At 70.3% G+C, this 23298-nt stretch carries 22 protein-coding genes; 6 read left to right on the top strand and 16 right to left on the bottom strand.

Annotated features, from left to right (window positions below; translation table 11 throughout):
• The first annotated feature begins 177 nt into the window (after window positions 1–177).
• The 3 genes from AB0D94_RS25725 (at window position 178) to AB0D94_RS25715 (ending at window position 2121) form a co-directional block, all read left to right on the top strand.
• The gene (locus AB0D94_RS25725; RefSeq protein ID WP_362055996.1) at window positions 178–771 is read left to right on the top strand and encodes a hypothetical protein; all 594 of its coding nucleotides are present in this window, start codon (window positions 178–180) and stop codon (window positions 769–771) included.
• Window positions 772–854: 83 nt separating this feature from the next.
• A complete protein-coding gene (locus tag AB0D94_RS25720; protein ID WP_362055994.1) occupies window positions 855–1430 on the top strand; it encodes a hypothetical protein in 576 nt (191 codons plus the stop codon).
• Window positions 1431–1500: 70 nt separating this feature from the next.
• Window positions 1501–2121, top strand: coding sequence for a Uma2 family endonuclease (locus AB0D94_RS25715; protein ID WP_362056007.1), 621 nt, complete (start codon window positions 1501–1503; stop codon window positions 2119–2121).
• A gap of 67 nt (window positions 2122–2188) precedes the next feature.
• On the opposite strand, the gene nuoN is transcribed toward AB0D94_RS25715, so the two are convergent.
• The 14 genes from nuoN to AB0D94_RS25645 are packed head-to-tail and all read right to left on the bottom strand — an operon-like array spanning window position 2189 to window position 18090.
• Complete coding sequence (gene nuoN, locus AB0D94_RS25710; protein WP_362055992.1) at window positions 2189–3844, bottom strand: NADH-quinone oxidoreductase subunit NuoN; 1656 nt, start codon at window positions 3842–3844, stop codon at window positions 2189–2191.
• Window positions 3841–5442 (bottom strand): NADH-quinone oxidoreductase subunit M, encoded by a 1602-nt coding sequence (locus AB0D94_RS25705; protein ID WP_362055990.1) that lies wholly within the window; start codon window positions 5440–5442, stop codon window positions 3841–3843. The genes nuoN and AB0D94_RS25705 overlap by 4 nt, the downstream gene beginning before the upstream one ends.
• A 1-nt stretch (window position 5443) precedes the next feature.
• Window positions 5444–7339: an NADH-quinone oxidoreductase subunit L gene (gene nuoL, locus AB0D94_RS25700; protein ID WP_362055988.1), complete on the bottom strand. Its 1896-nt coding sequence runs from the start codon at window positions 7337–7339 to the stop codon at window positions 5444–5446.
• Window positions 7340–7351: 12 nt separating this feature from the next.
• Window positions 7352–7651: an NADH-quinone oxidoreductase subunit NuoK gene (gene nuoK, locus AB0D94_RS25695; RefSeq protein ID WP_030864698.1), complete on the bottom strand. Its 300-nt coding sequence runs from the start codon at window positions 7649–7651 to the stop codon at window positions 7352–7354.
• Window positions 7648–8457, bottom strand: a complete 810-nt coding sequence (locus tag AB0D94_RS25690) for an NADH-quinone oxidoreductase subunit J (protein ID WP_362055985.1) — start codon at window positions 8455–8457, stop codon at window positions 7648–7650. The genes nuoK and AB0D94_RS25690 overlap by 4 nt, the downstream gene beginning before the upstream one ends.
• On the bottom strand, window positions 8454–9068 hold the full coding sequence (nuoI, locus tag AB0D94_RS25685) for an NADH-quinone oxidoreductase subunit NuoI (RefSeq protein WP_362055983.1): 615 nt from the start codon (window positions 9066–9068) through the stop codon (window positions 8454–8456). The genes AB0D94_RS25690 and nuoI overlap by 4 nt, the downstream gene beginning before the upstream one ends.
• Window positions 9061–10428, bottom strand: coding sequence for an NADH-quinone oxidoreductase subunit NuoH (nuoH, locus tag AB0D94_RS25680; protein WP_362055981.1), 1368 nt, complete (start codon window positions 10426–10428; stop codon window positions 9061–9063). Before nuoH ends, nuoI begins: the two co-directional genes overlap by 8 nt.
• Window positions 10425–12956, bottom strand: coding sequence for an NADH-quinone oxidoreductase subunit G (locus AB0D94_RS25675; protein ID WP_362055979.1), 2532 nt, complete (start codon window positions 12954–12956; stop codon window positions 10425–10427). The genes nuoH and AB0D94_RS25675 overlap by 4 nt, the downstream gene beginning before the upstream one ends.
• Window positions 12953–14302, bottom strand: a complete 1350-nt coding sequence (gene nuoF, locus AB0D94_RS25670) for an NADH-quinone oxidoreductase subunit NuoF (protein ID WP_362055977.1) — start codon at window positions 14300–14302, stop codon at window positions 12953–12955. Before nuoF ends, AB0D94_RS25675 begins: the two co-directional genes overlap by 4 nt.
• Window positions 14302–15018, bottom strand: a complete 717-nt coding sequence (gene nuoE / locus AB0D94_RS25665; protein ID WP_362056005.1) for an NADH-quinone oxidoreductase subunit NuoE — start codon at window positions 15016–15018, stop codon at window positions 14302–14304. Before nuoE ends, nuoF begins: the two co-directional genes overlap by 1 nt.
• 50 nt (window positions 15019–15068) lie before the next feature.
• Complete coding sequence (locus AB0D94_RS25660; RefSeq protein ID WP_362055975.1) at window positions 15069–16409, bottom strand: NADH-quinone oxidoreductase subunit D; 1341 nt, start codon at window positions 16407–16409, stop codon at window positions 15069–15071.
• On the bottom strand, window positions 16409–17164 hold the full coding sequence (locus AB0D94_RS25655) for an NADH-quinone oxidoreductase subunit C (RefSeq protein WP_362055973.1): 756 nt from the start codon (window positions 17162–17164) through the stop codon (window positions 16409–16411). The genes AB0D94_RS25660 and AB0D94_RS25655 overlap by 1 nt, the downstream gene beginning before the upstream one ends.
• Window positions 17161–17715: an NADH-quinone oxidoreductase subunit B gene (locus AB0D94_RS25650; protein ID WP_030162005.1), complete on the bottom strand. Its 555-nt coding sequence runs from the start codon at window positions 17713–17715 to the stop codon at window positions 17161–17163. Before AB0D94_RS25650 ends, AB0D94_RS25655 begins: the two co-directional genes overlap by 4 nt.
• A 15-nt stretch (window positions 17716–17730) precedes the next feature.
• Window positions 17731–18090 carry an NADH-quinone oxidoreductase subunit A gene (locus tag AB0D94_RS25645; protein ID WP_031145920.1) on the bottom strand — a complete coding sequence of 120 codons (360 nt, stop codon included), beginning with the start codon at window positions 18088–18090 and terminating at the stop codon, window positions 17731–17733.
• A gap of 892 nt (window positions 18091–18982) precedes the next feature.
• Here AB0D94_RS25645 and AB0D94_RS25640 point away from each other — a divergent pair.
• Window positions 18983–19837, top strand: a complete 855-nt coding sequence (locus tag AB0D94_RS25640; RefSeq protein WP_362055970.1) for an NlpC/P60 family protein — start codon at window positions 18983–18985, stop codon at window positions 19835–19837.
• Between the two features lie 152 nt (window positions 19838–19989).
• The gene (locus AB0D94_RS25635) at window positions 19990–20280 is read left to right on the top strand and encodes a hypothetical protein (RefSeq protein WP_362055968.1); all 291 of its coding nucleotides are present in this window, start codon (window positions 19990–19992) and stop codon (window positions 20278–20280) included.
• 96 nt (window positions 20281–20376) lie between these two features.
• Here the strand turns inward: AB0D94_RS25635 and AB0D94_RS25630 are convergent, their stop codons facing one another.
• Window positions 20377–21660, bottom strand: coding sequence for a geranylgeranyl reductase family protein (locus AB0D94_RS25630; protein ID WP_362055966.1), 1284 nt, complete (start codon window positions 21658–21660; stop codon window positions 20377–20379).
• 182 nt (window positions 21661–21842) lie between these two features.
• Here AB0D94_RS25630 and AB0D94_RS25625 point away from each other — a divergent pair, with 182 nt between their 5' ends.
• Entirely contained in the window at window positions 21843–22373 is a 531-nt protein-coding gene (locus tag AB0D94_RS25625) for a GNAT family N-acetyltransferase (protein WP_362055964.1), read from the top strand.
• Here AB0D94_RS25625 and AB0D94_RS25620 read toward each other — a convergent pair.
• Window positions 22370–23281, bottom strand: a complete 912-nt coding sequence (locus tag AB0D94_RS25620) for a glutaminase (RefSeq protein WP_362056004.1) — start codon at window positions 23279–23281, stop codon at window positions 22370–22372. The genes AB0D94_RS25625 and AB0D94_RS25620 overlap by 4 nt on opposite strands.
• Window positions 23282–23298: the final 17 nt, after the last annotated feature.

Raw genomic sequence — 23298 nt, 5'->3', positions numbered from 1 at the left:
GCCGGGAGTCCCGCGGTGGGCTCTTCCGCCCACCCCCCCCCCCGGCCGACGCGGACGTCCGCGTGTACGCCGCCCGGGCGGCCTGAGCGCCGCGCTCCGGCCCGCCGCCCGGCCGGAGGGCCTCCCGCGGGTGATGCTCCTGGGGCTTCGACCCCACGATCCCCCCAGGAGCCCCGTATGGCCTCTCGTACCGGCATGCTCGCCCTGGCCCTCACCGCGGCGGCGGCCCTCACCCTGTCGGCCGCCCCCGCCGGAGCGACCCCGACGCCTCCGGCGCCCCCGGGAGGCCGCGGCCACGGCGGCCCGGGGGCGCACCCCGCCGCCCTGGCCGACCTGACCCGGGCCGCCCTGGCGAGCGCCCGGTACCTCCGGGAGCGGACGGCGACCGCGGCCGGCTACGTCCCCGACCAGTACTGCGTGACCGACCCGGCGAGCGGCGGCGCCCTGGGCTACCCGCACTTCAACCACGCGTACGACGACTCCCTCGACCCGGCGAAGCCCGCCGCCCTGCTCTACGAGGACGACGCGTCGGGCCGCCGCAGGCTGGTCGCGCTGGAGTGGGTGGTCATGGACCGGGACGGGAAGCCGGAGACCGACGACGACCGCCCGAGCCTGTTCGGGCAGCCCTTCAAGGGGCCGATCCCGGGCCGCTTCAAGGGCCAGAAGACGCACTACGCCCTGCACGTGTGGCTGTGGAAGCCCAACCCCGCCGGGATGTTCGCGACGTTCAACCCGGACGTGCGCTGCCTCCCGGGCACCACCCGGCCCTGACCCCCCGTTCGGAGGCGCGCCGCGTGCACCGGCCGGGCCGCACCGGGAAGGTGGACGAAAGCCCCCGAACGGCAGGAGTCCCGATGTCCGCCCGTGCCCGCAAGGCAGCCCTAATCTGCGCCGCCGCCGCGTCCATAGCCCTGGCCGCCCTCCCCTCGGCCCGGGCCGTGGACGGCCCGGCCCCCGACCCGAACGACCGTCAGGCGATGCTCGACCTGGCGACGGCGTACCGGGTGACGGCGAAGTACGAGAACGAGAGGGCGGCCATAGCCGACGGGTACGTCCGGACGGACGTCTGCATGGACAACCCGCGCGGCCCGGGCTCGATGGGCTACCACTACGAGAACAAGTCCCGCTGGGGCTCGACCGACCCGGCGAAGCCGACGGCGATCATCTACGGCGCGGAGAAGGGCCCCGGCGGCGGCCGCAAGCTGTACGCGGTCGAGTGGATGGTCTCCGACCCGGACCAGAACCTGGCGACGGCCGCCGGCCGCCCCACCATGTTCGGCCTCCCCTTCGACGGCCCGATGCCGGGCCACTCCACGGGGATGCCCAAGCACTTCGACCTCCACCTGTGGGCCTACAAGGACAACCCGGCAGGCCTCTTCCACAACTGGAACCCGGCGGTCAAATGCGCTGGGCATATGACTCACCCGTAAGGGCGGCTTTCGCGAGATCTCCGGCGATAGGCTGAACGCTCTCGCGAGACTCTGCCCTATGGGAGCACTGATGCGCGTCGAACCCGCAGCGCCGGAGCCTGAACCGCAGCCTGGACCTCGCTGGCCGATCCCGCCCGCGGGCGGCTGGACCGCGGACGACCTGGACACGCTTCCCAATCTGCCTCCGCACACGGAGCTGATCGACGGGAGCCTGGTCTTCGTGAGCCCGCAGAACGTCTTCCACGAGCGAGCCATCGACTTGTTCAAGTGGCAGCTGCGATCGGCGGCGCCCGCCGACTTCGAGATCTTCCGCGAATTCACCATCGACATCGACAGGACGAATCGGCCTGAGCCGGATGTGGTGGTCGTGCGCGCGGATGCCGTCGACGATCTGGAACAGACCCGGTTCCCCGCCGGAGCCGTGGTGCTGGCCATCGAGGTGGTCTCCCCCGACTCCGTCGGACGGGACCGCGAAACCAAGCCGTTGAAGTACGCCAGGGCGGGGATCCTCCACTTCTGGCGAGTCGAGAACACGGACGGTCGCGCCGTGGTCTACGTCTACGAGTTGGATCCTGCCACCGGGGCCTACGTCGCTACCGGGATCTTCCACGACCGTCTGAAGGTTTCCGTACCCTTCACCATCGATGTCGACCTCACAGCCATCACGCCCCGGCACCGTCCGGGCAAGTAGCCCCACACAAAGGTCGAGGGCCCGGCTCCCCAACGGGAGCCGGGCCCTCGCCCATGTCGCGAAGCGGTCAGCGGACGAACGTGCTCGCCTGTCCCGCCAGTTCCAGGAAGTACTGCGGGGCCAGGCCCAGGACCAGGGTGACCGCGACGCCCACCGCGATCGTCGTCATCGTCAGCGGCGAGGGGACGGCCACCGTCGGACCGTCGGCCTTCGGCTCGCTGAAGAACATCAGGACGATCACCCGGATGTAGAAGAACGCGGCGATCGCGGACGAGATCACACCGACCACGACCAGCGCGCCCGCGCCGCCCTCCGCCGCCGCCTTGAACACGGCGAACTTGCCCGCGAAGCCGGAGGTCAGCGGGATGCCGGCGAAGGCCAGCAGGAACACCGCGAACACCGCCGCGGTCAGCGGCGAACGACGGCCGAGCCCCGCCCACTTCGACAGGTGCGTCGCCTCGCCGCCCGCGTCGCGCACCAGCGTGACCACCGCGAAGGCGCCGATCGTCACGAAGGAGTAGGCGGCCAGATAGAACAGGACGGACTGGACGCCCTCCGCCGAGGTGGCGATCACACCGGCCAGGATGAAGCCCGCGTGCGCGATCGAGGAGTACGCCAGCAGCCGCTTGACGTCCGTCTGGGTCACGGCGATCACCGCGCCCGCCAGCATCGTGACGATCGCGACGCCCCACATCACGGGCCGCCAGTCCCACCGCAGGCCCGGCAGGACCACGTACAGCAGCCGCAGCAGCGCGCCGAAGGCCGCGACCTTCGTCGCCGCCGCCATGAAGCCGGTGACGGGGGTCGGGGCGCCCTGGTAGACGTCCGGGGTCCACATGTGGAAGGGGACCGCGCCGACCTTGAACAGCAGGCCCATCAGGATCAGCGCGCCGCCGATGAGCAGCAGCGCGTCGTTGCCCATGGTGTCGGCCAGCGCCGGGTCGATCTTCGAGACCGTGCCGTCCACCACGTCGGCGATCACCGCGTACGAGACCGAGCCCGCGTACCCGTAGAGCAGCGCGATGCCGAAGAGGAGGAAGGCGGAGGAGAAGGCGCCCAGCAGGAAGTACTTGACCGCGGCCTCCTGCGACATCAGCCGATGGCGGCGGGCGACGGCGCAGAGCAGGTACAGCGGGAGGGAGAACACCTCGAGGGCGATGAACAGCGTCAGCAGGTCGTTGGCCGCCGGGAAGATCAGCATGCCGGCGACCGCGAACAGCGCCAGCGGGAAGACCTCGGTGGTGGTGAAACCGGCCTTGACGGCGGCCTTCTCGCTCTCGCTGCCCGGGACGGACGCCGCCTGGGCGGCGAAGGAGTCCACCCGGTTGCCGTGCGCGGCCGGGTCCAGGCGCCGCTCGGCGAAGGTGAAGACCGCGACGATCGAGGCCAGCAGGATGGTGCCCTGCAGGAACAGCGCCGGGCCGTCCACGGCGATGGCGCCCATCGCGGCGATGTGCGCCTTGGTGGACCCGTACCCGCCGGCCGCGAGGCCGACGACCGCCGCGAAGGCCGAGGCCAGCGCGGCGACGGCGAGGAACACCTGGACGTAGTACCGGGATTTGCGGGGCACGAAGGCCTCGACGAGGATCCCGAGGACCGCCGCGCCCACCACGATCAGCGTGGGCGCGAGCTGCGCGTACTCGATGGTCGGCGTCGGGATCCGGTCGACCGGGGCCTCGGCCGCGAGTGTCCACAGGCTGTGGGCGGAAGTCACGGTGCTCAATTCGCCTCCACCTCCTTCTTGAAGTGCTCGGCTTCGACGGCGACCTCAGGCTTCGGATCCGTCTGCTTCACGTCCGACATGGTGTGCTTCACCGCCGGGTTGACGATGTCGGTGAGCACCTTCGGGTAGACGCCCAGGCCGATCAGCAGCGCGATCAGCGGGGCGACCACCAGCACCTCCCGCAGGCGCAGGTCCGGCATCGTGCGGACCTCCTCCTTCACCGGGCCGGTCATCGTCCGCTGGTAGAGCACCAGGGTGTAGAGCGCGGCCAGCACGATGCCGATGGTGGCGATGATGCCGACGACCGGGTACCGGGCGTACGTGCCGACCAGGACCAGGAACTCACTGACGAAGGGCGCGAGCCCCGGCAGCGAGAGGGTGGCGAGGCCGCCGACCAGGAAGGTGCCGGCGAGGACCGGGGCCACCTTCTGGACACCGCCGTAGTCGGCGATGAGCCGCGAGCCGCGCCGCGAGATCAGGAATCCGGCGACCAGCATCAGCGCCGCCGTCGACAGGCCGTGGTTGACCATGTAGAGGGTGGCGCCGGACTGGCCCTGGGAGGTCATCGCGAAGATGCCCAGGATGATGAAGCCGAAGTGCGAGATCGAGGCGTAGGCGACCAGCCGCTTGATGTCCCGCTGCCCGACCGCGACCAGCGCCCCGTAGACGATGCTGATCAGGGCGAGGACGAGGATCACCGGCGTGGCCCACTTGCTGGCCTCGGGGAACAGCCCCAGGCAGAAGCGGAGCATCGCGAAGGTGCCGACCTTGTCGACGACCGCGGTGATCAGTACGGCGACCGGGGCGGTGGCCTCGCCCATCGCGTTGGGCAGCCAGGTGTGCAGCGGCCACAGCGGGGCCTTCACCGCGAAGGCGAAGAAGAAGCCGAGGAACAGCAGCCGCTCGGTGTTGGTCGCCATGTCGAGCGTGCCCGCGGCGCGGGCGGCGGCGATCTCCTGGAGCGAGAAGTTCCCGGCGACCACGTACAGCCCGATGACGGCGGCCAGCATGATCAGGCCGCCGGCGAGGTTGTAGAGGAGGAACTTGACGGCCGCGTACGAGCGCTGCGTGGCCGCGTTCTCGTCGGAGCCGGAGTGCGCCCGGTCGCCGAAGCCGCCGATGAGGAAGTACATCGGGATGAGCATGGCTTCGAAGAAGATGTAGAAGAGGAAGACGTCGGTGGCCTCGAAGGAGATGATCACCATCGCCTCGACCAGCAGGATCAGGGCGAAGAAGCCCTGAGTCGGCCGCCAGCGCGAGGACTTCGTCTCCAGGGGGTCGGCGTCGTGCCAGCCCGCCGCGATCACGAAGGGGATGAGGAGCGCGGTGAGCCCGATGAGCACCACCCCGATCCCGTCCACGCCCAGTTCGTAGCGGACGCCGAAGTCGGCGATCCAGGGGCGGGACTCGGTGAGCTGGTAGCGGTCGCCGCCGGGCTCGAAGCGGATCGCGACGAGCACGGCCAGGGCCAGGGTCGCCAGTGAGAACAGCAGGGCGAGCCATTTGGCGGCGGTCCTGCGGGCGGCCGGTACGGCCGCCGTGAGGATCGCGCCGACCGCGGGGACCGCGGCCGTCACGGTCAGAAGCGGGAAGTTCATGTCACACCGCCCTCATCAGCAGGGTCGCGGCGATCAGGATCGCCGTGCCCCCGAACATCGAGACCGCGTAGCTGCGGGCGTAGCCGTTCTGGAGCTTGCGCAGCCGGCCCGAGAGCCCGCCGACGGAGGCGGCCGTCCCGTTGACGACGCCGTCCACCAGGCTGTGGTCGACGTAGACGAGCGAGCGGGTCAGGTGCTCCCCGCCGCGCACCAGCACGACGTGGTTGATGTCGTCCTGGTACAGGTCCCGCCGGGCCGCCCGGGTGAGGAGCGAGCCGCGCGGGGCGAGGACCGGGACGGGCCGCCGTCCGTACATCCCCCAGGCGGTGCCGACGCCGACGACCAGGACCGCCATGGTGGCGAGCGTGACCGTCATCGCGCTGACCGGCGGGTGGCCGTGCGCGTAGCCCGTGACGGGCTCCAGCCAGTTCAGGAAACGGTCGCCGATCTCGAAGAAGCCACCGGCGAAGACCGACCCGAAGGCCAGGATGATCATCGGGATGGTCATGGACTTCGGGGACTCGTGCGGGTGCGGCTCGCCCCCTTCAGCGTCCGGCTGCCAGCGCTTCTCGCCGAAGAAGGTGAGGAGCATGACGCGGGTCATGTAGAAGGCGGTGATGCCGGCGCCCAGCAGGGCGACCCCGCCGAGGATCCAGCCCTGGGTGCCGCCCTTCGCGAAGGCCGCCTCGATGATCATGTCCTTGGAGAAGAAGCCGGACAGGCCCGGGAAGCCGATGATCGCCAGGTAGCCGAGGCCGAAGGTGACGAAGGTGACCGGCATGTACTTCCGCAGGCCGCCGTACTTGCGCATGTCGACCTCGTCGTTCATCCCGTGCATCACGGAACCGGCGCCGAGGAAGAGGCCCGCCTTGAAGAAGCCGTGCGTGACCAGGTGCATGATCGCGAACACGTAGCCGATCGGGCCGAGGCCCGCGGCCAGGATCATGTAGCCGATCTGCGACATCGTCGACCCGGCGAGGGCCTTCTTGATGTCGTCCTTCGCGCAACCGACGATCGCACCGAAGAGCAGCGTGACCGCGCCCACGATGGTGACCACCAGCTGGGCGTCGGGCGCCGCGTTGAAGATGGCGCCCGAGCGGACGATCAGGTACACGCCGGCGGTGACCATCGTCGCCGCGTGGATCAGGGCCGAGACCGGGGTCGGGCCCTCCATCGCGTCCCCGAGCCAGGACTGCAGCGGCACCTGGGCCGACTTGCCGCAGGCGGCCAGCAGCAGCATCAGGCCGATGGCCGTCAGGGTGCCTTCGGACGTCTCGCCGACCGCGCCGAGCACCGGCCCGAAGGCGAAGGTGCCGAAGGTGGTGAACATGACCATGATCGCGATCGACAGGCCCATGTCGCCGACCCGGTTGACCAGGAAGGCCTTCTTCGCGGCCGTGGCCGCGCTGGGCTTGTGCTGCCAGAAGCCGATCAGCAGGTAGGAGGCGAGGCCCACGCCCTCCCAGCCGAAGTACAGCAGCAGGTAGTTGTCTGCGACGACCAGCAGCAGCATGGCCGCGACGAACAGGTTCAGGTAGCCGAAGAAGCGGCGGCGGTGCTCGTCGTGCTCCATGTACCCGATCGAGTACACGTGGATGAGCGTGCCCACCCCGGAGATGAGCAGGACGAAGGTCATCGACAGCTGGTCCAGCTGGAAGGCCATGTCGGCCTGGAAGCCCTCGACGGGGATCCAGGTGAACAGCCGCTGGTGCAGGGCGCGGTCCTCGGCGCCGCGCCCCAGCATGTCGGCGAAGAGCACGGCTCCGATGCCGAAGGAGACGGCCGCGAGCAGGGTGCCGATCCAGTGGCCGACCCGGTCGAGGCGCCGGCCGCCGCACAGCAGCACCGCCGCTCCGAGCAGGGGCGCCGCCACCAGCAGCGCAATCAGATTCTCCACTGTGAACGCCCCTTACAGCTTCATCAGGCTGGCGTCGTCGACCGAGGCCGAGTGGCGGGTACGGAAGAGCGACACGATGATCGCCAGGCCGACCACGACCTCCGCGGCGGCGACGACCATCGTGAAGAACGCGATGATCTGGCCGTCGAGGTTGCCGTGCATACGGGAGAAGGCGACGAAGGCGAGGTTGCAGGCGTTGAGCATCAGCTCGACGCACATGAACAGCACGATCGCGTTCTTGCGGATCAGCACACCGGCAGCGCCGATGGTGAACAGCAGGGCCGCCAGGTACAGGTAGTTGACCGGATTCACTTCGAGGCCTCCTCACGGCCGAGGCGCTCCGAGGACCGCTGCTCCAGCGCCTTGAGGTCGTCCAGGGCCTCGGCGGAGACGTCCCGGATCTGGCCGCGGGCGCGCAGCGTCTTGTTGACCGTGAGCTCGGACGGGGTGCCGTCCGGCAGCAGGCCCGCGACGTCGACCGCGTTGTGCCGGGCGTAGACGCCCGGGGCGGGCAGCGGCGGGAGCTGGACGCCCTCGCGGACCCGCTTCTCGGCCAGCTCGCGCTGGGTGGCGGCCCGTTCGGTGCGCTCGCGGTGGGTGAGCACCATGGCGCCGACGGCCGCGGTGATGAGCAGCGCGCCGGTGAGCTCGAAGGCGAAGACGTACTTGGTGAAGATCAGCTGGGCCAGGCCCTCGACGTGTCCGGCGGAGTTGATCCGGCCGAGCCCGTTGAAGTGGGTGAGCCCGGCCTGGCCGATCCCGGCGATCAGCAGGATGCCGAAGCCGAGTCCGCACAGGACGGCGAGCCAGCGCTGCCCCTTGATGGTCTCCTTCAGGGAGTCGGCGGCGGTGACGCCGACGAGCATGACCACGAAGAGGAAGAGCATCATGATCGCGCCGGTGTAGACGATGACCTGGACGACGCCCAGGAAGTACGCCCCGTTGGCGAGGTAGAAGACCGCCAGGATGATCATCGTTGCGGCCAGGCTCAGCGCGCTGTGCACGGCCTTCTTCATCAGGATCGTGGCCAGCGCGCCGATGACGGCGACCGTGCCGAGGACCCAGAACTGGACCGCCTCGCCCGTCGAGGTCAGGGAGGCGGCGGCGAGGGCGCTCATGCCTGCACCTCCTCGGCGGATTCCGTGACCTGACCGGCGGGTACCTCGCCCTTGGAGACGGCCGTCTGCCGCTCCGTGCCGGGGGCGGCCCCCGTCACCAGTCCGCGGTAGTAGTCCGTGTCCTCGGTGCCGGGGTACATCGCGTGCGGCGCCTCGACCATGCCCTCGGTGAGGCCGGCGAGCAGCTGCTCCTTGGTGTAGATGAGCGATTCGCGGCTCGCGTCGGCCAGTTCGAACTCGTTCGTCATGGTCAGCGCCCTCGTCGGGCACGCCTCGACGCACAGCCCGCACAGGATGCAGCGGGCGTAGTTGATCTGGTAGACGGCGCCGTACCGCTCGCCCGGGGAGTAGCGCTCCTCCTCGGTGTTGTCCGCGCCCTCCACGTAGATGGCGTCGGCGGGGCAGGCCCAGGCGCACAGTTCGCACCCGATGCACTTCTCCAGACCGTCCGGGTGCCGGTTGAGCTGGTGCCGTCCGTGGAAGCGCGGGGCGGTGGTCTTCTGCTGCTCCGGGTACTGCTCGGTGAGGCGCTTCTTGAACATGGCCTTGAAGGTCACGCCGAAGCCGGCCACCGGGTTCTGCCACTTCTCGCTCTTGTCAGCGTCAGACATTCTCAGCACCCTCCTCTCGGTCACTGTCAGTATTCGCCCCGCCACTGACAATCAGCTCCCGCTCGCTGCGGGGCCGTCGGCGCGGTACGGGTGCCAGGTGCTGGCCGGGCTTGGGCGGTACGGGGAACCCGCCCGCCATCGGGTCGAAGGCCTCGGCCTCGGCCTTGCCGGCCTCGGCCGCCTCCGCCTTCTCGCGTTTGTCGCGGAAGATGTCGGCGACGAAGGAGAGGAGCAGGATCGCGACGACCCCGCCGCCGACGTAGAGGACGATCTCGCTGAAGTCGTACGCCTCGTTGCGCAGCGCGCGCACGGTCGCCACCAGCATCAGCCACACCACGGAGACCGGGATCAGGACCTTCCAGCCGAGCTTCATCAGCTGGTCGTAGCGCACGCGCGGCAGCGTGCCGCGCAGCCAGATGAAGAAGAACAGCAACAGCTGGACCTTGAGGACGAACCAGAGCATCGGCCACCAGCCGTGGTTCGCCGCCTCCCAGTACGTGGAGATCGGCGCCGGGGCCCGCCAGCCGCCCAGGAAGAGGGTGACCGAGACCGCCGAGACGGTGACCATGTTGACGTACTCGGCGAGCATGAACAGCGCGAACTTGATGGACGAGTACTCGGTGTTGAAGCCGCCGACCAGGTCGCCCTCGGACTCCGGCATGTCGAAGGGGGCGCGGTTCGTCTCGCCGACCATCGTGATGACGTAGATGATGAAGGAGACCGGCAGCAGGATGATGTACCAGCGGTCCGCCTGGGCTTCCACGATCGCCGAGGTCGACATCGACCCCGAGTAGAGGAAGACCGAGGCGAAGGCCGCGCCCATGGCGATCTCGTAGGAGATCATCTGCGCGCAGGAGCGCAGGCCGCCGAGGAGCGGGTACGTGGAGCCGGAGGACCAGCCCGCCAGGACGATGCCGTAGATCCCGACCGAGGCCACCGCGAGGATGTACAGCATCGCGATGGGCAGGTCGGTCAGCTGCATCGTGGTGCGCTGGCCGAAGATGGAGACCTCGTTGCCCGCCGGGCCGAAGGGGATCACCGCGATGGCCATGAAGGCCGGGATCGCCGCGATGATCGGGGCCAGGACGTACACCACCTTGTCGGCCCGCTTGACGATGACGTCTTCCTTCAGCATCAGCTTGACGCCGTCGGCGAGCGACTGGAGCAGGCCCCAGGGGCCGTGCCGGTTCGGGCCGATGCGCAGCTGCATCCAGGCGACGACCTTGCGCTCCCACACGATGGAGAAGAGCACCGTCACCATCAGGAAGGCGAAGCAGAACACCGCCTTGATGACGACCAGCCACCAGACGTCCCGCCCGAAGAGGGAAAGGTCCTCGGCCGCGAGCTGTACCGCGTTCACGCGCCCACCTCCGCAGTGGTGTCACCGGCGTCGGCGGGGGTCGCCGGTCCGATCCGGACGAGGGTGCCCGGGCGGGCCCCGGTGTCGGCGAGGACGCCGGAGCCGGTGGAGTTCATCGGGAGCCAGACCACCCGGTCGGGCATCTCGGTGATCCGCAGCGGGAGTTCCACGGAGCCGGCCGGGCCGGTGACCGCGAGGACGTCGCCGTTCTTGACGCCCGTCTCGGCGGCCGTGGCGGCCGACAGCCGGGCGCTCGCCACGTGGCGGGTGCCGGCCAGGGCCTCGTCGCCGTCCTGGAGCCTGCCCTGGTCGAGCAGGAGCCGGTGGCCCGCGAGGACCGCCTCGCCCGCTCCGGGGCGGGGCAGCGCCACCGGGTCGGTGGACTGCTCGGTGGCGAGCTGGCCCTCCCAGGGGCCGAGCCGCTCCAGCTCCCGGCGTACGGAGTGCACGTCGGGCAGCGCGATCGGCCGGTCGGCGGCGTCGGCCAGCATGTGCAGCACGCGGCCGTCGGCGGGGGCGAGGCGGCGGGTCATCTGGTCGGGCTTGAGCGCGGCCTCGAACGGCCGGACCCGGCCCTCCCAGTTGATGAAGGCGCCCGCCTTCTCGGCGACCGCGGCCACCGGGAGGACCACGTCCGCGTGGTCGGTGACCTCGCCGGGCCGCAGTTCCAGGGAGACCACGAAGGCCTCCTGGAGGGCGAGCCGCGCACGGGCCGGGTCGGGCAGGTCGGTGACCTCCACGCCCGCGACCAGCAGCGCGGACAGCTCGCCCGAGGCCGCGGCCTCGACGATCTGGCCGGTGTCGCGGCCGTAGCGGTGCGGGAGCTCGTCCAGACCCCAGGCGGTGGCGACCTCGTCGCGGGCCCGCGGGTCGGTGGCCGGGCGGCCGCCGGGCAGCAGCGACGGCAGGGCGCCCGCCTCGACGGCGGCCCGCTCCCCGGCCCGGCGCGGGATCCACACCAGCGCGGCCCCGGTCGCGGTGGCGGCCCGGACGGCGGCGGTCAGCGCGCCGGGCACCCCGGCGAGGCGCTCCCCGACGACGATGACGGCGCCGGGCCGGCGCAGCGCGTCGGCCGCTTCGGCTCCGCCGGCCTCCAGGCCGGTCCGGGAGGCCAGGCCCTCTTCAGACAACGCAGTGAGCCACTCGGGCTCGGTGCCGGGGGCGGCCGCCAGCAGGGTGCCGCCCGCCTTGTCCAGGCCCCGGGTGGCGAAGGGGGCCAGGGCGAAGGTCCGCTGCTTGTGCTTGCGGTGGGCCTTGCGCAGCCGCAGGAAGACGCCGGGGGCCTCCTCCTCGGCCTCGATGCCGACGAGCAGCACCGCGGGCGCCGCCTCCAGCGAGGTGTACGTGACCCCCTCGCCGTCGAGGTCCTTGCCGGTGCCGGCCACGGTGGCGGCCAGGAACTCGGCCTCCTCCGCGCTGTGCACGCGGGCCCGGAAGTCGATGTCGTTGGTGTCGAGCACCACCCGGGCGAACTTGGCGTACGCGTAGGCGTCCTCGACGGTGAGCCGACCGCCGGTCAGCACTCCGGCGCGGCCGCGCGCGGCGGCCAGCCCGGCGGCCGCGGCCTCCAGGGCCTCGGGCCAGCTCGCCGGCTCCAGGACCCCGGCGGCGTTGCGGACCAGCGGGGTGGTGAGCCGGTCCCGCTGCTGGGCGTAGCGGAAGCCGAAGCGGCCCTTGTCGCACACCCATTCCTCGTTGACCTCGGGGTCCTCGGCGGCCATCCGGCGCAGCACCTTGCCGCGGCGGTGGTCGGTCCGGGTCGCGCAGCCGCCCGCGCAGTGCTCGCACACGCTCGGGGAGGAGACGAGGTCGAAGGGGCGGGAGCGGAACCGGTACGCGGCCGAGGTCAGCGCGCCGACCGGGCAGATCTGGATGGTGTTGCCCGAGAAGTACGACTCGAAGGGGTCGCCCTCGCCGGTGCCCACCTGCTGGAGCGCACCGCGCTCCAGCAGCTCGATCATCGGGTCGCCGGCGATCTCGTTGGAGAAGCGGGTGCAGCGCGCGCACAGCACGCACCGCTCGCGGTCCAGGAGCACCTGGGTGGAGATCGGGACCGGCTTCTCGTAGGTGCGCTTCTTGCCCTCGAAACGCGATTCGGCGTTGCCGTGCGACATCGCCTGGTTCTGCAGCGGGCACTCGCCGCCCTTGTCGCAGACCGGGCAGTCCAGCGGGTGGTTGATGAGCAGCAGCTCCATCACCCCGCGCTGGGCCTTGTCGGCGACCTCGGAGGTGAGCTGCGTCTTGACGACCATGCCGTCGGTGCAGGTGATGGTGCAGGAGGCCATCGGCTTGCGCTGGCCCTCGACCTCGACGATGCACTGGCGGCAGGCACCGGCCGGCGAGAGGAGGGGGTGGTCGCAGAACCGGGGGATCTCGATGCCGAGCTGCTCGGCGGCCCGGATGACGAGGGTGCCCTTGGGCACCGAGAGCTCGGCCCCGTCGATGGTCAGCGACACCATGTTTTCGGCGTCCCGCCCCGACCCCGCGGCCTCGCCGCCACCTGCGGGAGCGTTTGTGGTGACGGTCATGCGTTCACCTCCGTGTCAGCCCAGAGGGTCGACTTCTTGGGGTCGAAGGGGCAGCCCTTGCCCGTGATGTGCTGTTCGTACTCCTCGCGGAAGTACTTGAGCGAGGAGAAGATGGGGCTGGCGGCGCCGTCGCCGAGCGCGCAGAAGGACTTGCCGTTGATGTTGTCGGCGATGTCGTTCAGCTTGTCGAGGTCGGACATGACGCCCTTGCCGGCCTCGATGTCGCGCAGCAACTGGACCAGCCAGTACGTGCCTTCCCGGCAGGGTGTGCACTTGCCGCAGGACTCGTGGGCGTAGAACTCGGTCCACCGGGTGACGGCCCGCACCACGCAGGTGGTCTCGTCGAAGCACTGGAGCGCCTTGGTGCCGAGCATCGAGCCGGCCGCGCCGACGCCCTCGTAGTCCAGCGGGACGTCGAGGTGCTCGTCCGTGAACATGGGGGTGGAGGAGCCGCCGGGGGTCCAGAACTTCAGCCGGTGCCCGGGGCGCATCCCGCCGCTCATGTCGAGGAGCTGGCGCAGGGTGATGCCGAGCGGGGCCTCGTACTGGCCGGGGCCCGCGACGTGCCCGGAGAGCGAATACAGCGTGAAACCGGGGGACTTCTCGGTCCCCATCGTCTTGAACCAGTCCTTGCCGTTGTTGAGGATCGCGGGAACCGACGCGATGGACTCCACGTTGTTGACGACAGTGGGGCACGCGTAGAGCCCCTCGACGGCAGGGAAGGGAGGACGCAGCCGGGGCTGACCGCGCCGGCCTTCGAGGGAGTCGAGCAGCGCCGTCTCCTCGCCGCAGATGTACGCGCCCGCCCCCGCGTGCACCGTGATGTCGAGGTCGAGCCCGCTCCCCAGGATGTCCTTGCCGAGGTATCCGGCCTCGTACGCCTCGCGCACCGCCTCGTGCAGGCGCCGCAGGACCGGTACGACCTCGCCGCGCAGGTAGATGAAGGCGTGCTGCGAACGGATCGCGTAGCAGGCGATGATCATTCCCTCGATGAGGGAGTGCGGGTTGGCGAAGAGGAGGGGGATGTCCTTGCAGGTGCCCGGCTCCGACTCGTCCGCGTTCACGACGAGGTAGTGCGGCTTTCCGTCGCCCTGCGGGATGAACTGCCACTTCATCCCGGTGGGGAAGCCCGCGCCGCCGCGTCCGCGCAGCCCTGAATCCTTGATGTAGGCGATGACTTCATCCGGGGTCATCGCGAGGGCCTTGCGCAGGCCCTCGTACCCCTCGTGGCGCCGGTAGGTCTCCAGCGTCCACGACCGGGGTTCGTCCCAGAAGGCCGACAGGACGGGCGCGAGGAGCTTCTCCGGGCTGGTCCCGTTCTTACTGAGTTCGGTGGACACGGACATCACTCCCCTCCCTCGGTGGTGGCCTCGCCCCGCGGGTGCACGATCGAGGTGTGCGGGGACTCGCCGCGGGCGATCCGCAGACCGATCAGGGAGGCGTGGCCGGCGCCGCCGGTGGCCTCGACCGCGCCCTCGCGCTCGTCCGGGAACCCGGCCAGGATCCGGGCGGTCTCCTTGTACGTGCACAGCGGCGCGCCCCGGGTCGGCTCGACGGGGCGGCCGGCCAGCAGGTCGTCGACCATGGCCTTGGCGGACTCGGGGGTCTGGTTGTCGAAGAACTCCCAGTTGACCATCACCACGGGGGCGAAGTCGCAGGCCGCGTTGCACTCGATGTGTTCGAGGGTGACCTTGCCGTCGGGGGTGGTCTCGTTGTTGCCGACCCCGAGGTGCTCCTTGAGCTCCTCGAAGATGGCGTCCCCGCCCATCACCGCGCACAGGGTGTTGGTGCAGACGCCGACCTGGTAGTCCCCGGAGGGCTTGCGCCGGTACATCGTGTAGAAGGTGACGACGGCCGTCACCTCCGCAGTGGTCAGGCCCAGCATCTCGGCGCAGAACCGGACGCCGGTGCGCGAGACGTAGCCCTCCTGCGACTGGCACAGGTGCAGCAGCGGCAGCAGCGCGCTGCGGCTGTCGGGGTAGCGGGCGATGACCTCGGCGGCGTCCGCCGCGAGCCGCTCGCGTACCTCGGCCGGGTAGTCGGGGGCAGGCAGCTGGGGCATGCCCAGGCTGAGGGGGGCCTGGGGGGTGTCCCCGCCAGTGAACGCAGTGGTCATCGGTCGACGCCTCCCATCACGGGGTCGATGGAGGCGACGGCGACGATGACGTCGGCGACCTGGCCGCCCTCGCACATCGCCGCCATGGCCTGCAGGTTGGTGAAGGACGGGTCGCGGAAGTGGACCCGGTAGGGGCGGGTGCCGCCGTCGGAGACGACGTGGACGCCTAGCTCGCCCTTGGGCGACTCGACGGCCGCGTACGCCTGCCCGGCGGGGACCCGGAAACCCTCGGTCACCAGCTTGAAGTGGTGGATGAGGGCCTCCATGGAGGTGCCCATGATGTTCCTGATGTGGTCGAGCGAGTTGCCGAGGCCGTCCGGGCCCATCGCCAGCTGCGCGGGCCAGGCGATCTTCTTGTCGGCGACCATCACCGGTCCCGGCTCCAGCCGCTCCAGGCACTGCTCGACGATCCGAAGGGACTGGCGCATCTCCTCCAGGCGGATCAGGAACCGCCCGTAGGAGTCGCAGGTGTCGGTGGTCGGTACGTCGAACTCGTAGTCCTCGTAGCCGCAGTACGGGTCCGACTTGCGCAGGTCGTGCGGCAGGCCGGCCGAGCGCAGGATCGGGCCGGTGGCGCCCAGCGCCATGCAGCCGGTGAGGTCGAGGTAGCCGACGTCCTGCATGCGGGCCTTGAAGATGGGGTTGCCGGTGGCGAGCTTGTCGTACTCCGGCAGGTTCTTCTTCATGGTCTTGACGAACTCGCGCAGCTGGTCCACCGCGCCCGGGGGCAGGTCCTGGGCCAGGCCGCCGGGGCGGACGAACGCGTGGTTCATGCGCAGGCCGGTGATCAGCTCGAAGACGTCGAGGATCAGCTCGCGGTCGCGGAAGCCGTAGATCATGATCGTGGTCGCGCCCAGCTCCATGCCGCCGGTGGCGATGCACACCAGGTGGGAGGAGAGCCGGTTGAGCTCCATCAGCAGGACGCGGATGACGGTGGCGCGGTCCGGGATCTGGTCGGTGATGCCGAGCAGCCTCTCGACGCCGAGGCAGTACGCCGTCTCGTTGAAGAACGGCGTCAGGTAGTCCATGCGCGTGACGAAGGTGGTGCCCTGCGTCCAGTTCCGGTATTCGAGGTTCTTCTCGATGCCGGTGTGCAGGTAGCCGATGCCGCAGCGGGCCTCGGTGACCGTCTCGCCGTCGATCTCCAGGATCAGGCGGAGCACGCCGTGGGTGGACGGGTGCTGGGGGCCCATGTTGACGACGATCCGCTCGTCGTCGGCCTTGGCCGCCGACTGGACGATCTCGTCCCAGTCCCCGCCGGTGACGGTGTAGACGGTGCCTTCGGTGGTCTCGCGCGCGGAGGCGTGGTTTTCTGCGCGATTCGAGGTGGGGGACATCAGCTGTACGACCTCCGCTGGTCGGGAGCCGGGATCTGGGCGCCCTTGTACTCGACGGGGATGCCGCCGAGCGGGTAGTCCTTGCGCTGCGGGAAGCCCTGCCAGTCGTCCGGCATCATGATCCGGGTGAGGGCCGGGTGCCCGTCGAATACGAGGCCGAAGAAGTCGTAGGCCTCGCGCTCGTGCCAGTCGTTGGTCGGATAGACCGCGACGAGCGAGGGAAGGTGCGGGTCGGCGTCCGGGACGGACACCTCCAGCCGCACGATCCGCCCGTGGGTGAGCGAGCGCAGGTGGTAGACGGCGTGCAGCTCGCGGCCCTTGTCCCCGGGGAAGTGGACTCCGGAGACTCCGGTGCACAGCTCGAACCGCAGGGCCGGGTCGTCGCGCAGGGTCCGCGCGACCTGGACGAGGTGCTCCCGGGCGATGTGGAAGGTCAGCTCGCCCCGGTCGACCACCGTCTTCTCGATGGCGTTCTGCGGGACCAGGTCCTGCTCCTCCAGGGCGCCTTCGAGTTCGTCGGCGACCTCGTCGAAGTAGGAGCCGTAGGGGCGGCTCGTCGCGCCGGGCAGGACCACGGTGCGGACCAGGCCGCCGTAGCCGCTGGTGTCCCCGCCGCCCGCGGCCCCGAACATGCCCTTGCGGACGCCGATGACCTCGGGTCCCTGGGCACGGGGCGCAGGGACGTTGCTGCCGTTGGCCTCGTCGCCGCCGTTGCCGCCGTTGGTGCCGTTCTCCGGCTCTTGGGTCTCGCTCACCGGAGCAGCCCCTTCATCTCAATGGTGGGGAGGGCCTTGAGGGCCGCCTCCTCCGCCTCGCGTGCCGCCTCTTCCCGGTTCACGCCGAGCTTGCCGCCCTGGATCTTCTGGTGGAGCTTGAGGATCGCGTCCATCAGCATCTCGGGGCGGGGCGGGCAGCCGGGCAGGTAGATGTCCACCGGAACGATGTGGTCGACGCCCTGGACGATGGCGTAGTTGTTGAACATTCCGCCCGAGGATGCACAAACCCCCATGGAGATGACCCATTTGGGAGCGGGCATCTGGTCGTACACCTGCCGCAGTACCGGCGCCATCTTCTGGCTGACCCGGCCGGCCACGATCATCAGATCGGCCTGGCGCGGCGAGCCGCGAAAGACCTCCATGCCGAAGCGGGCCAGGTCGTAGCGGCCCGCTCCGGTGGTCATCATCTCGATGGCGCAGCAGGCCAGGCCGAAGGTCGCGGGGAAGACGGATGACTTGCGCACCCAGCCCGCGGCCTGTTCGACGGTGGTCAGCAGAAAGCCGCTCGGCAGCTTCTCTTCCAGTCCCATGGAAAATTCAGCCCCTCAGTCCCATTCCAGGCCGCCGCGGCGCCAGACGTAGGCGTAGGCGACGAAGACGGTGAGCACGAAGAGCAGCATCTCGACGAGCCCGAAGATCCCCAGGGAGTCGAAGGTGACGGCCCAGGGGTAGAGGAAGACGACCTCGATATCGAAGATGATGAAGAGCATCGCCGTCAGGTAGTACTTGATGGGGAAGCGGCCGCCGCCGGCCGGCATCGGAGTCGGCTCGATGCCGCACTCATACGCTTCAAGCTTTGCCCGGTTGTACCGTTTTGGGCCGATCAGCGTGGCCATGACCACGGAGAAGATCGCAAACCCTGCGCCGAGGGCGCCGAGCACGAGGATGGGCGCGTACGCATTCACGCTCCTCGCTCCTTCCAGTCGTCCTTGACCGTTGGACCGCTGCGCCGGCTGGGAGTACCTCCCAGCGGAAGCTGAGGGGCGTGCCCCGCCTCGCGAAGATCACGCTTTGATCGAGCGCTTGCATGTGAGGCAGTTCACAAGCCGGACTGGTCCGCATCTTATGCCTGCTCCTCTGTGATCTGCGACACGGGTAACAACAACGAGTTTGTGATCTCCACCACCTGACGAACGATCATGAAGTCCGATGAGTGGTGATCTTCATACGCGAAGCAGCCACATGATCACCAAAGGTGACATCCGGCCCCGTTACCGCAGGTAGGAAGCGCGTTGCCCTATCAAAGGGTGGCCGGTGCAGGCAAATTGGCAATGCGGCGGGCCAAGTGATAAGGGAATCCGCGTCGCCCGCTCGGGGGAGGCCGCGCATACAGAGGTGGACACGGGGCAGACGAGGGGCACGGCGGCCGCCCCGTGTGTGCGTCCGTTCACGAGCCCGCGCACCCACCCCCGGCACCCGCCCCCGGCGCCCGCCTCCGGCACCCGCTTCCGGCGCCCGCCCCGGCCTCCGCCCCCGGTTTCCCGACGACCTCTTCACAACGGGGTCACGGACGGGCCACAGTGTCCGCACAGCGTGACGCGAATGTGACCTGCGCCACTCGGAATCGCCGCTACCGAAAGCGGGCTTGGCCAACTGTCCAGAGGGATGGTAGGCCGAGGATCAATTAGGACTTATTGCGGAAACCCCATGATCACAGCCTTGTGAAGGCCTGTCCGTTTCGCCCGTTACGGCGTCAATAAGCGGCGCGGCGCGCCCGGTTAGCCCCCTTCGCGCACAACTGTGGCGCAACCCACGTTTCTTGAAGGGACCCCGGACCCCCTGATAGCGGTTGTACTCATGTCCCACACCGCTCACATACCCAGCCACCGGAAGCCCCGCCGCAGCGCCTCGAAGCTCGCGGTCCGCGCCGGAGTTGCCGGTGGCGTCCTCAGCACCCTGGCGATGGCCGGCACGGCGAGCGCGTCCCCGTCCGAGCCCGTGACCGAGACGACGCTCGAAATGCCGGTCCTCGATGTGGACCTGGCCGCCGAGGTCTCCTCCGCCGTCACCACCGCCGCCGAGAACACCCGCTCGGCCGCCGTCGAGGGCGAACTGACCGCCCAGGAGGAGAGCGCCCGCACCGGCGCCGCCGCCGAGGCGAAGAAGGCCAAGGAAGACGCCCAGCAGAAGGCCGACGCCGAGAAGAAGGCGAAGGACGAGGAAGCCCGCAAGGCCGAGGCCGAGCGCGCCAACCGCAGCACCGCGCGCGCCTCGCTGAGCACCAAGTCCACCGGCTCGGGCAACACGGCCTCCACCCCGGCCAAGGAGAGCGGCAACTACGTCTCCGCCCCGGCCACCGGCTCCGCCGCCGCCATCGTGAACTTCGCCCGCGCCCAGGTCGGCAAGGCGTACGTCATGGGCGGCACCGGCCCGTCCTCGTACGACTGCTCCGGGCTCGTGCAGGCCGCCTACCGCCAGGCGGGCATCAGCCTGCCGCGCGTCTCGGGCGCCCAGTCCTCGATGGGCACCTCCGTCTCGCTGAGCAACCTCCAGCCGGGCGACATCCTGTACTGGGGCAGCCGCAGCAACTCGTACCACGTCGCCATCTACGCAGGCGGCGGCAAGTTCATCGGCGCGCAGAACCCCAGCACCGGCATCGTCGAGCGCACCATGGACTACGACAAGCCGTCGGGCGCCGTCCGCATCCTCTGAGCCCCGCTCGGACCCCAGCACGGCCAAGGGCCGGTACTCCCCCGCTCGGGGGTGGAGTACCGGCCCTTCGGCCTGCCGTGCGCGAGCCGCCGCGGCCCTGCGAAGATGGCCGCGGCGCGCGTTGACCGTTCGACACCTGGAGGTGGTGGTCCATGAGCGCAAGGCCGTACGAGGACCACGGCGCCGGCGACCGCGCGGCCGACCCCACCGCCGCCCCGGCCGCTCTCGGCCTGGGCCTGCTGGCCGCAGGAGGCTGGCTGCTGACCACCGCCCGCCCCTGGCGCGGGCCGGGCCACCCGCTGACCCTGGCGCTCGGCTGGACCGCCTCGGGGGCCCTGCTGCTGTGCGGGCTGCTGCTCGTGGCCCGCTGCGTGCGGGCCGTACACGCCGGGCACCCCGGGGAAACACCCGAAGCGGACGAAGCAGACGAAGCGCACTGCTGACACCGGCCGCCCGCTCCGGCCGACCCGGACGCCGGGCAGCCCGAACCGGCGCGGGCCGGCCGGAGTGGCCCGCCCGCGCCATACACAGCGGGTCGATCAGGCCTTCGGGGCCACCTTGGAGAGGCCGTTGATGATGCGGTCCATCGCGTCGCCGCCCGTCGGGTCGGTCAGGTTCGCCAGCATCTTCAGCGTGAACTTCATCAGCACCGGGTGCGTCAGGCCGCGCTGCGTGGCGACCTTCATGACCTTCGGGTTGCCGATCAGCTTCACGAAGGCGCGGCCCAGCGTGTAGTAGCCGCCGTACGTCTCCTTGAGCACCTTCGGGTAGCTGTGCAGCGCCAGTTCGCGCTGGGCCGGGGTGGACCGGGCGTGGGCCTGCACGATGACCTCGGCCGCGATCTGGCCCGACTCCATGGCGTAGGCGATGCCTTCGCCGTTGAACGGGTTGACGAGGCCGCCCGCGTCGCCGACCAGCAGCAGGCCCTTGGTGTAGTGCGGCTGCCGGTTGAAGGCCATCGGCAGGGCCGCGCCGCGGATCGGCTGCGTCATGTTCTCGGGGGTGTAGCCCCAGTCCTCCGGCATGGACGCGCACCAGGCCTTGAGGACCTCGCGCCAGTCCAGCTCCTTGAAGGCGGAGGAGGAGTTGAGGATGCCCAGGCCGACGTTGGACGTGCCGTCGCCCATGCCGAAGATCCAGCCGTAGCCGGGCAGCAGCCGGTCCTCGGCGCCCCGCCGGTCCCACAGCTCCAGCCAGGACTCCAGGTAGTCGTCGTCGTGCCGGGGCGAGGTGAAGTACGTACGGACGGCGACGCCCATCGGACGGTCCTCGCGCCGGTGCAGGCCCATCGCGAGGGACAGCCGGGAGGAGTTGCCGTCGGCCGCGACGACCAGCGGGGCGCTGAAGGTGACCGGGACCTTCTCCTCGCCCAGCTTCGCGTGCACGCCGGTGATGTGCCCGGTGCGCGGGTCGCGGACGGGCTCGCCGACGTTGCAGCGCTCGTACAGCCGCGCGCCGGCCTTCTGCGCCTGCCGGGCCAGGGTCTCGTCGAAGTCGTCGCGCTTGCGCACGAGTCCGTAGTCCGGGAAGGAGGCGAGTTCGGGCCAGTCCAGCTGGAGCCGCTGCCCGCCGCCGATGATCCGCAAGCCCTTGTTGCGCAGCCAGCCGGCCTCTTCGGAGATGTCGATGCCCATCGCCACCAACTGCTTGGTGGCGCGCGGGGTCAGTCCGTCACCGCAGACCTTCTCGCGCGGGAACGCCGTCTTCTCCAGCAGCAGTACGTCGAGTCCGGCCTTGGCGAGGTAGTACGCGGTGGTCGCTCCGGCGGGCCCGGCACCGACGACGATCACGTCCGCGGAGTGTTCGGAGAGGGGCTCGGTCACGGCTGGGTCTCCCGAAGGCTCGATATAGGGTGCCAGGCGGCACCGGACATGTGCAGTCTATGCAGCGAGAGAGATCGCGATCAGAAGGGTGTCCCCCGTTGACCAGCCCGCCCAGCCCGCCCAGCTCGCCCCCGCCCGCGCCCGGCTCTCCGACCCGGCCGCTCCCCGCCGTTCAGCTCCGCGTGCCCACGGACGAGGACGCGCACGCCTGGCACAGCGTCTTCGACGACCCCGGCGTCATGGAGTTCCTGGGCGGGCCGGCGGAGCTGTCCGCGTACGAGGAGATCACCGCGCGCCAGCGCATGCACGACGCGCAGCTCGGCTACTGCCTGTGGACCCTGCTCGACGCGCAAGGCGAGGTCATCGGCTTCACCGGGGCCCAGCCCTGGCCCCGGGACAAGGACTGGGGTCCCGTCGGGGAGATCGAGATCGGCTGGCGGCTGGGCCGCGAGCACTGGGGCCAGGGGTACGCGTACGCGGCCGCCCTCGCCACCGTCGAGCGGGTCCGGGAGGCGGGCGTACCGCACGTCGTCGCGGTGATCGACGCCCGCAACGCCCGCTCGGTGGCGGTCGCCGAACGCCTCGGGATGGACCTGGCTGAGGAGTTCACGACCCCGCGCGGCAGCCCGGGCCTCTGCTACCGCCTGGACCTCGCCGCGGACCCGGCCGGGGCCGGGACCGAGGTGGGGGCCGGGGCCGGGGTCGAGGTCTAGAAGACGGAGAGGCCGGTGAGGGTCGTGAACCGGTCCAGGGCAGCCACACCCGCGACGGAGTTCCCCTGGGCGTCCAGCCCCGGGCTCCACACCGCGAGCGCGCACTGGCCCGGGACGACCGCGACGATCCCGCCGCCCACTCCGCTCTTGCCGGGAAGCCCGACGCGGTAGGCGAACTCGCCCGCCGCGTCGTACGTCCCGCAGGTCAGCATGACCGCGTTGATCTGCTTGGCCTCGCTGCGCGTCAGCAGCCGCGAGCCGTCGGCCCGCAGCCCGTGCCGGGCCAGGAAGCGTCCGGCACGGGCCAGGTCGGCGCAGCTCATCTCGATGGAGCACTGCCAGAAGTAGTGCTCCAGCAGGGCCGGCACCGGGTTGTCGATGTTCCCGTACGAGGCCATGAAGTGCGCGACGGCGGCGTTGCGGTCCCCGTGCTCCTGCTCGGAGGCGGCCACCTCGGCGTCGAAGGACAGCTCCGGGTTCTGGCTCTCCTCCCGCAGGAAGCCGAGGAGTTCGCTGCTGGCGTCGCCGGTCAGGGTCTGGAGCCGGTCGGTGACCACGAGCGCGCCCGCGTTGATGAACGGATTGCGCGGGATGCCGTTCTCGTACTCCAGCTGCACGAGCGAGTTGAAGGGGTTGCCCGACGGCTCCCGGCCGACCCGCTCCCACAGGCTGTCCCCGCCCTCGGCCAGGGCCAGCGCGAGCGCGAAGACCTTGGTGACCGACTGGGCGGAGAAGGGGACCTGCCAGTCCCCCACCCCGAAGACGTTGCCGTCGAGGTCCGCGAGCGCCATGCCGAACTGGCGCGGGTCCACGGACGCGAGCGCCGGAATGTACTCGGCCGGGGTGCCGCTGCCCACCAGCGGGGCCACGTCGGCCGCGATGCGCTCCAGCAGGGCCACGTAGTTCATCGGCGCAGCGTCCATGG

It is taken from the genome of Streptomyces sp. NPDC048255 (assembly GCF_040652415.1).
In the GTDB taxonomy this organism is placed as follows: domain Bacteria; phylum Actinomycetota; class Actinomycetes; order Streptomycetales; family Streptomycetaceae; genus Streptomyces.
The sequence above is the reverse complement of the archived record's forward strand: the minus strand, read 5'-3'. Positions and strand labels throughout refer to the sequence as shown.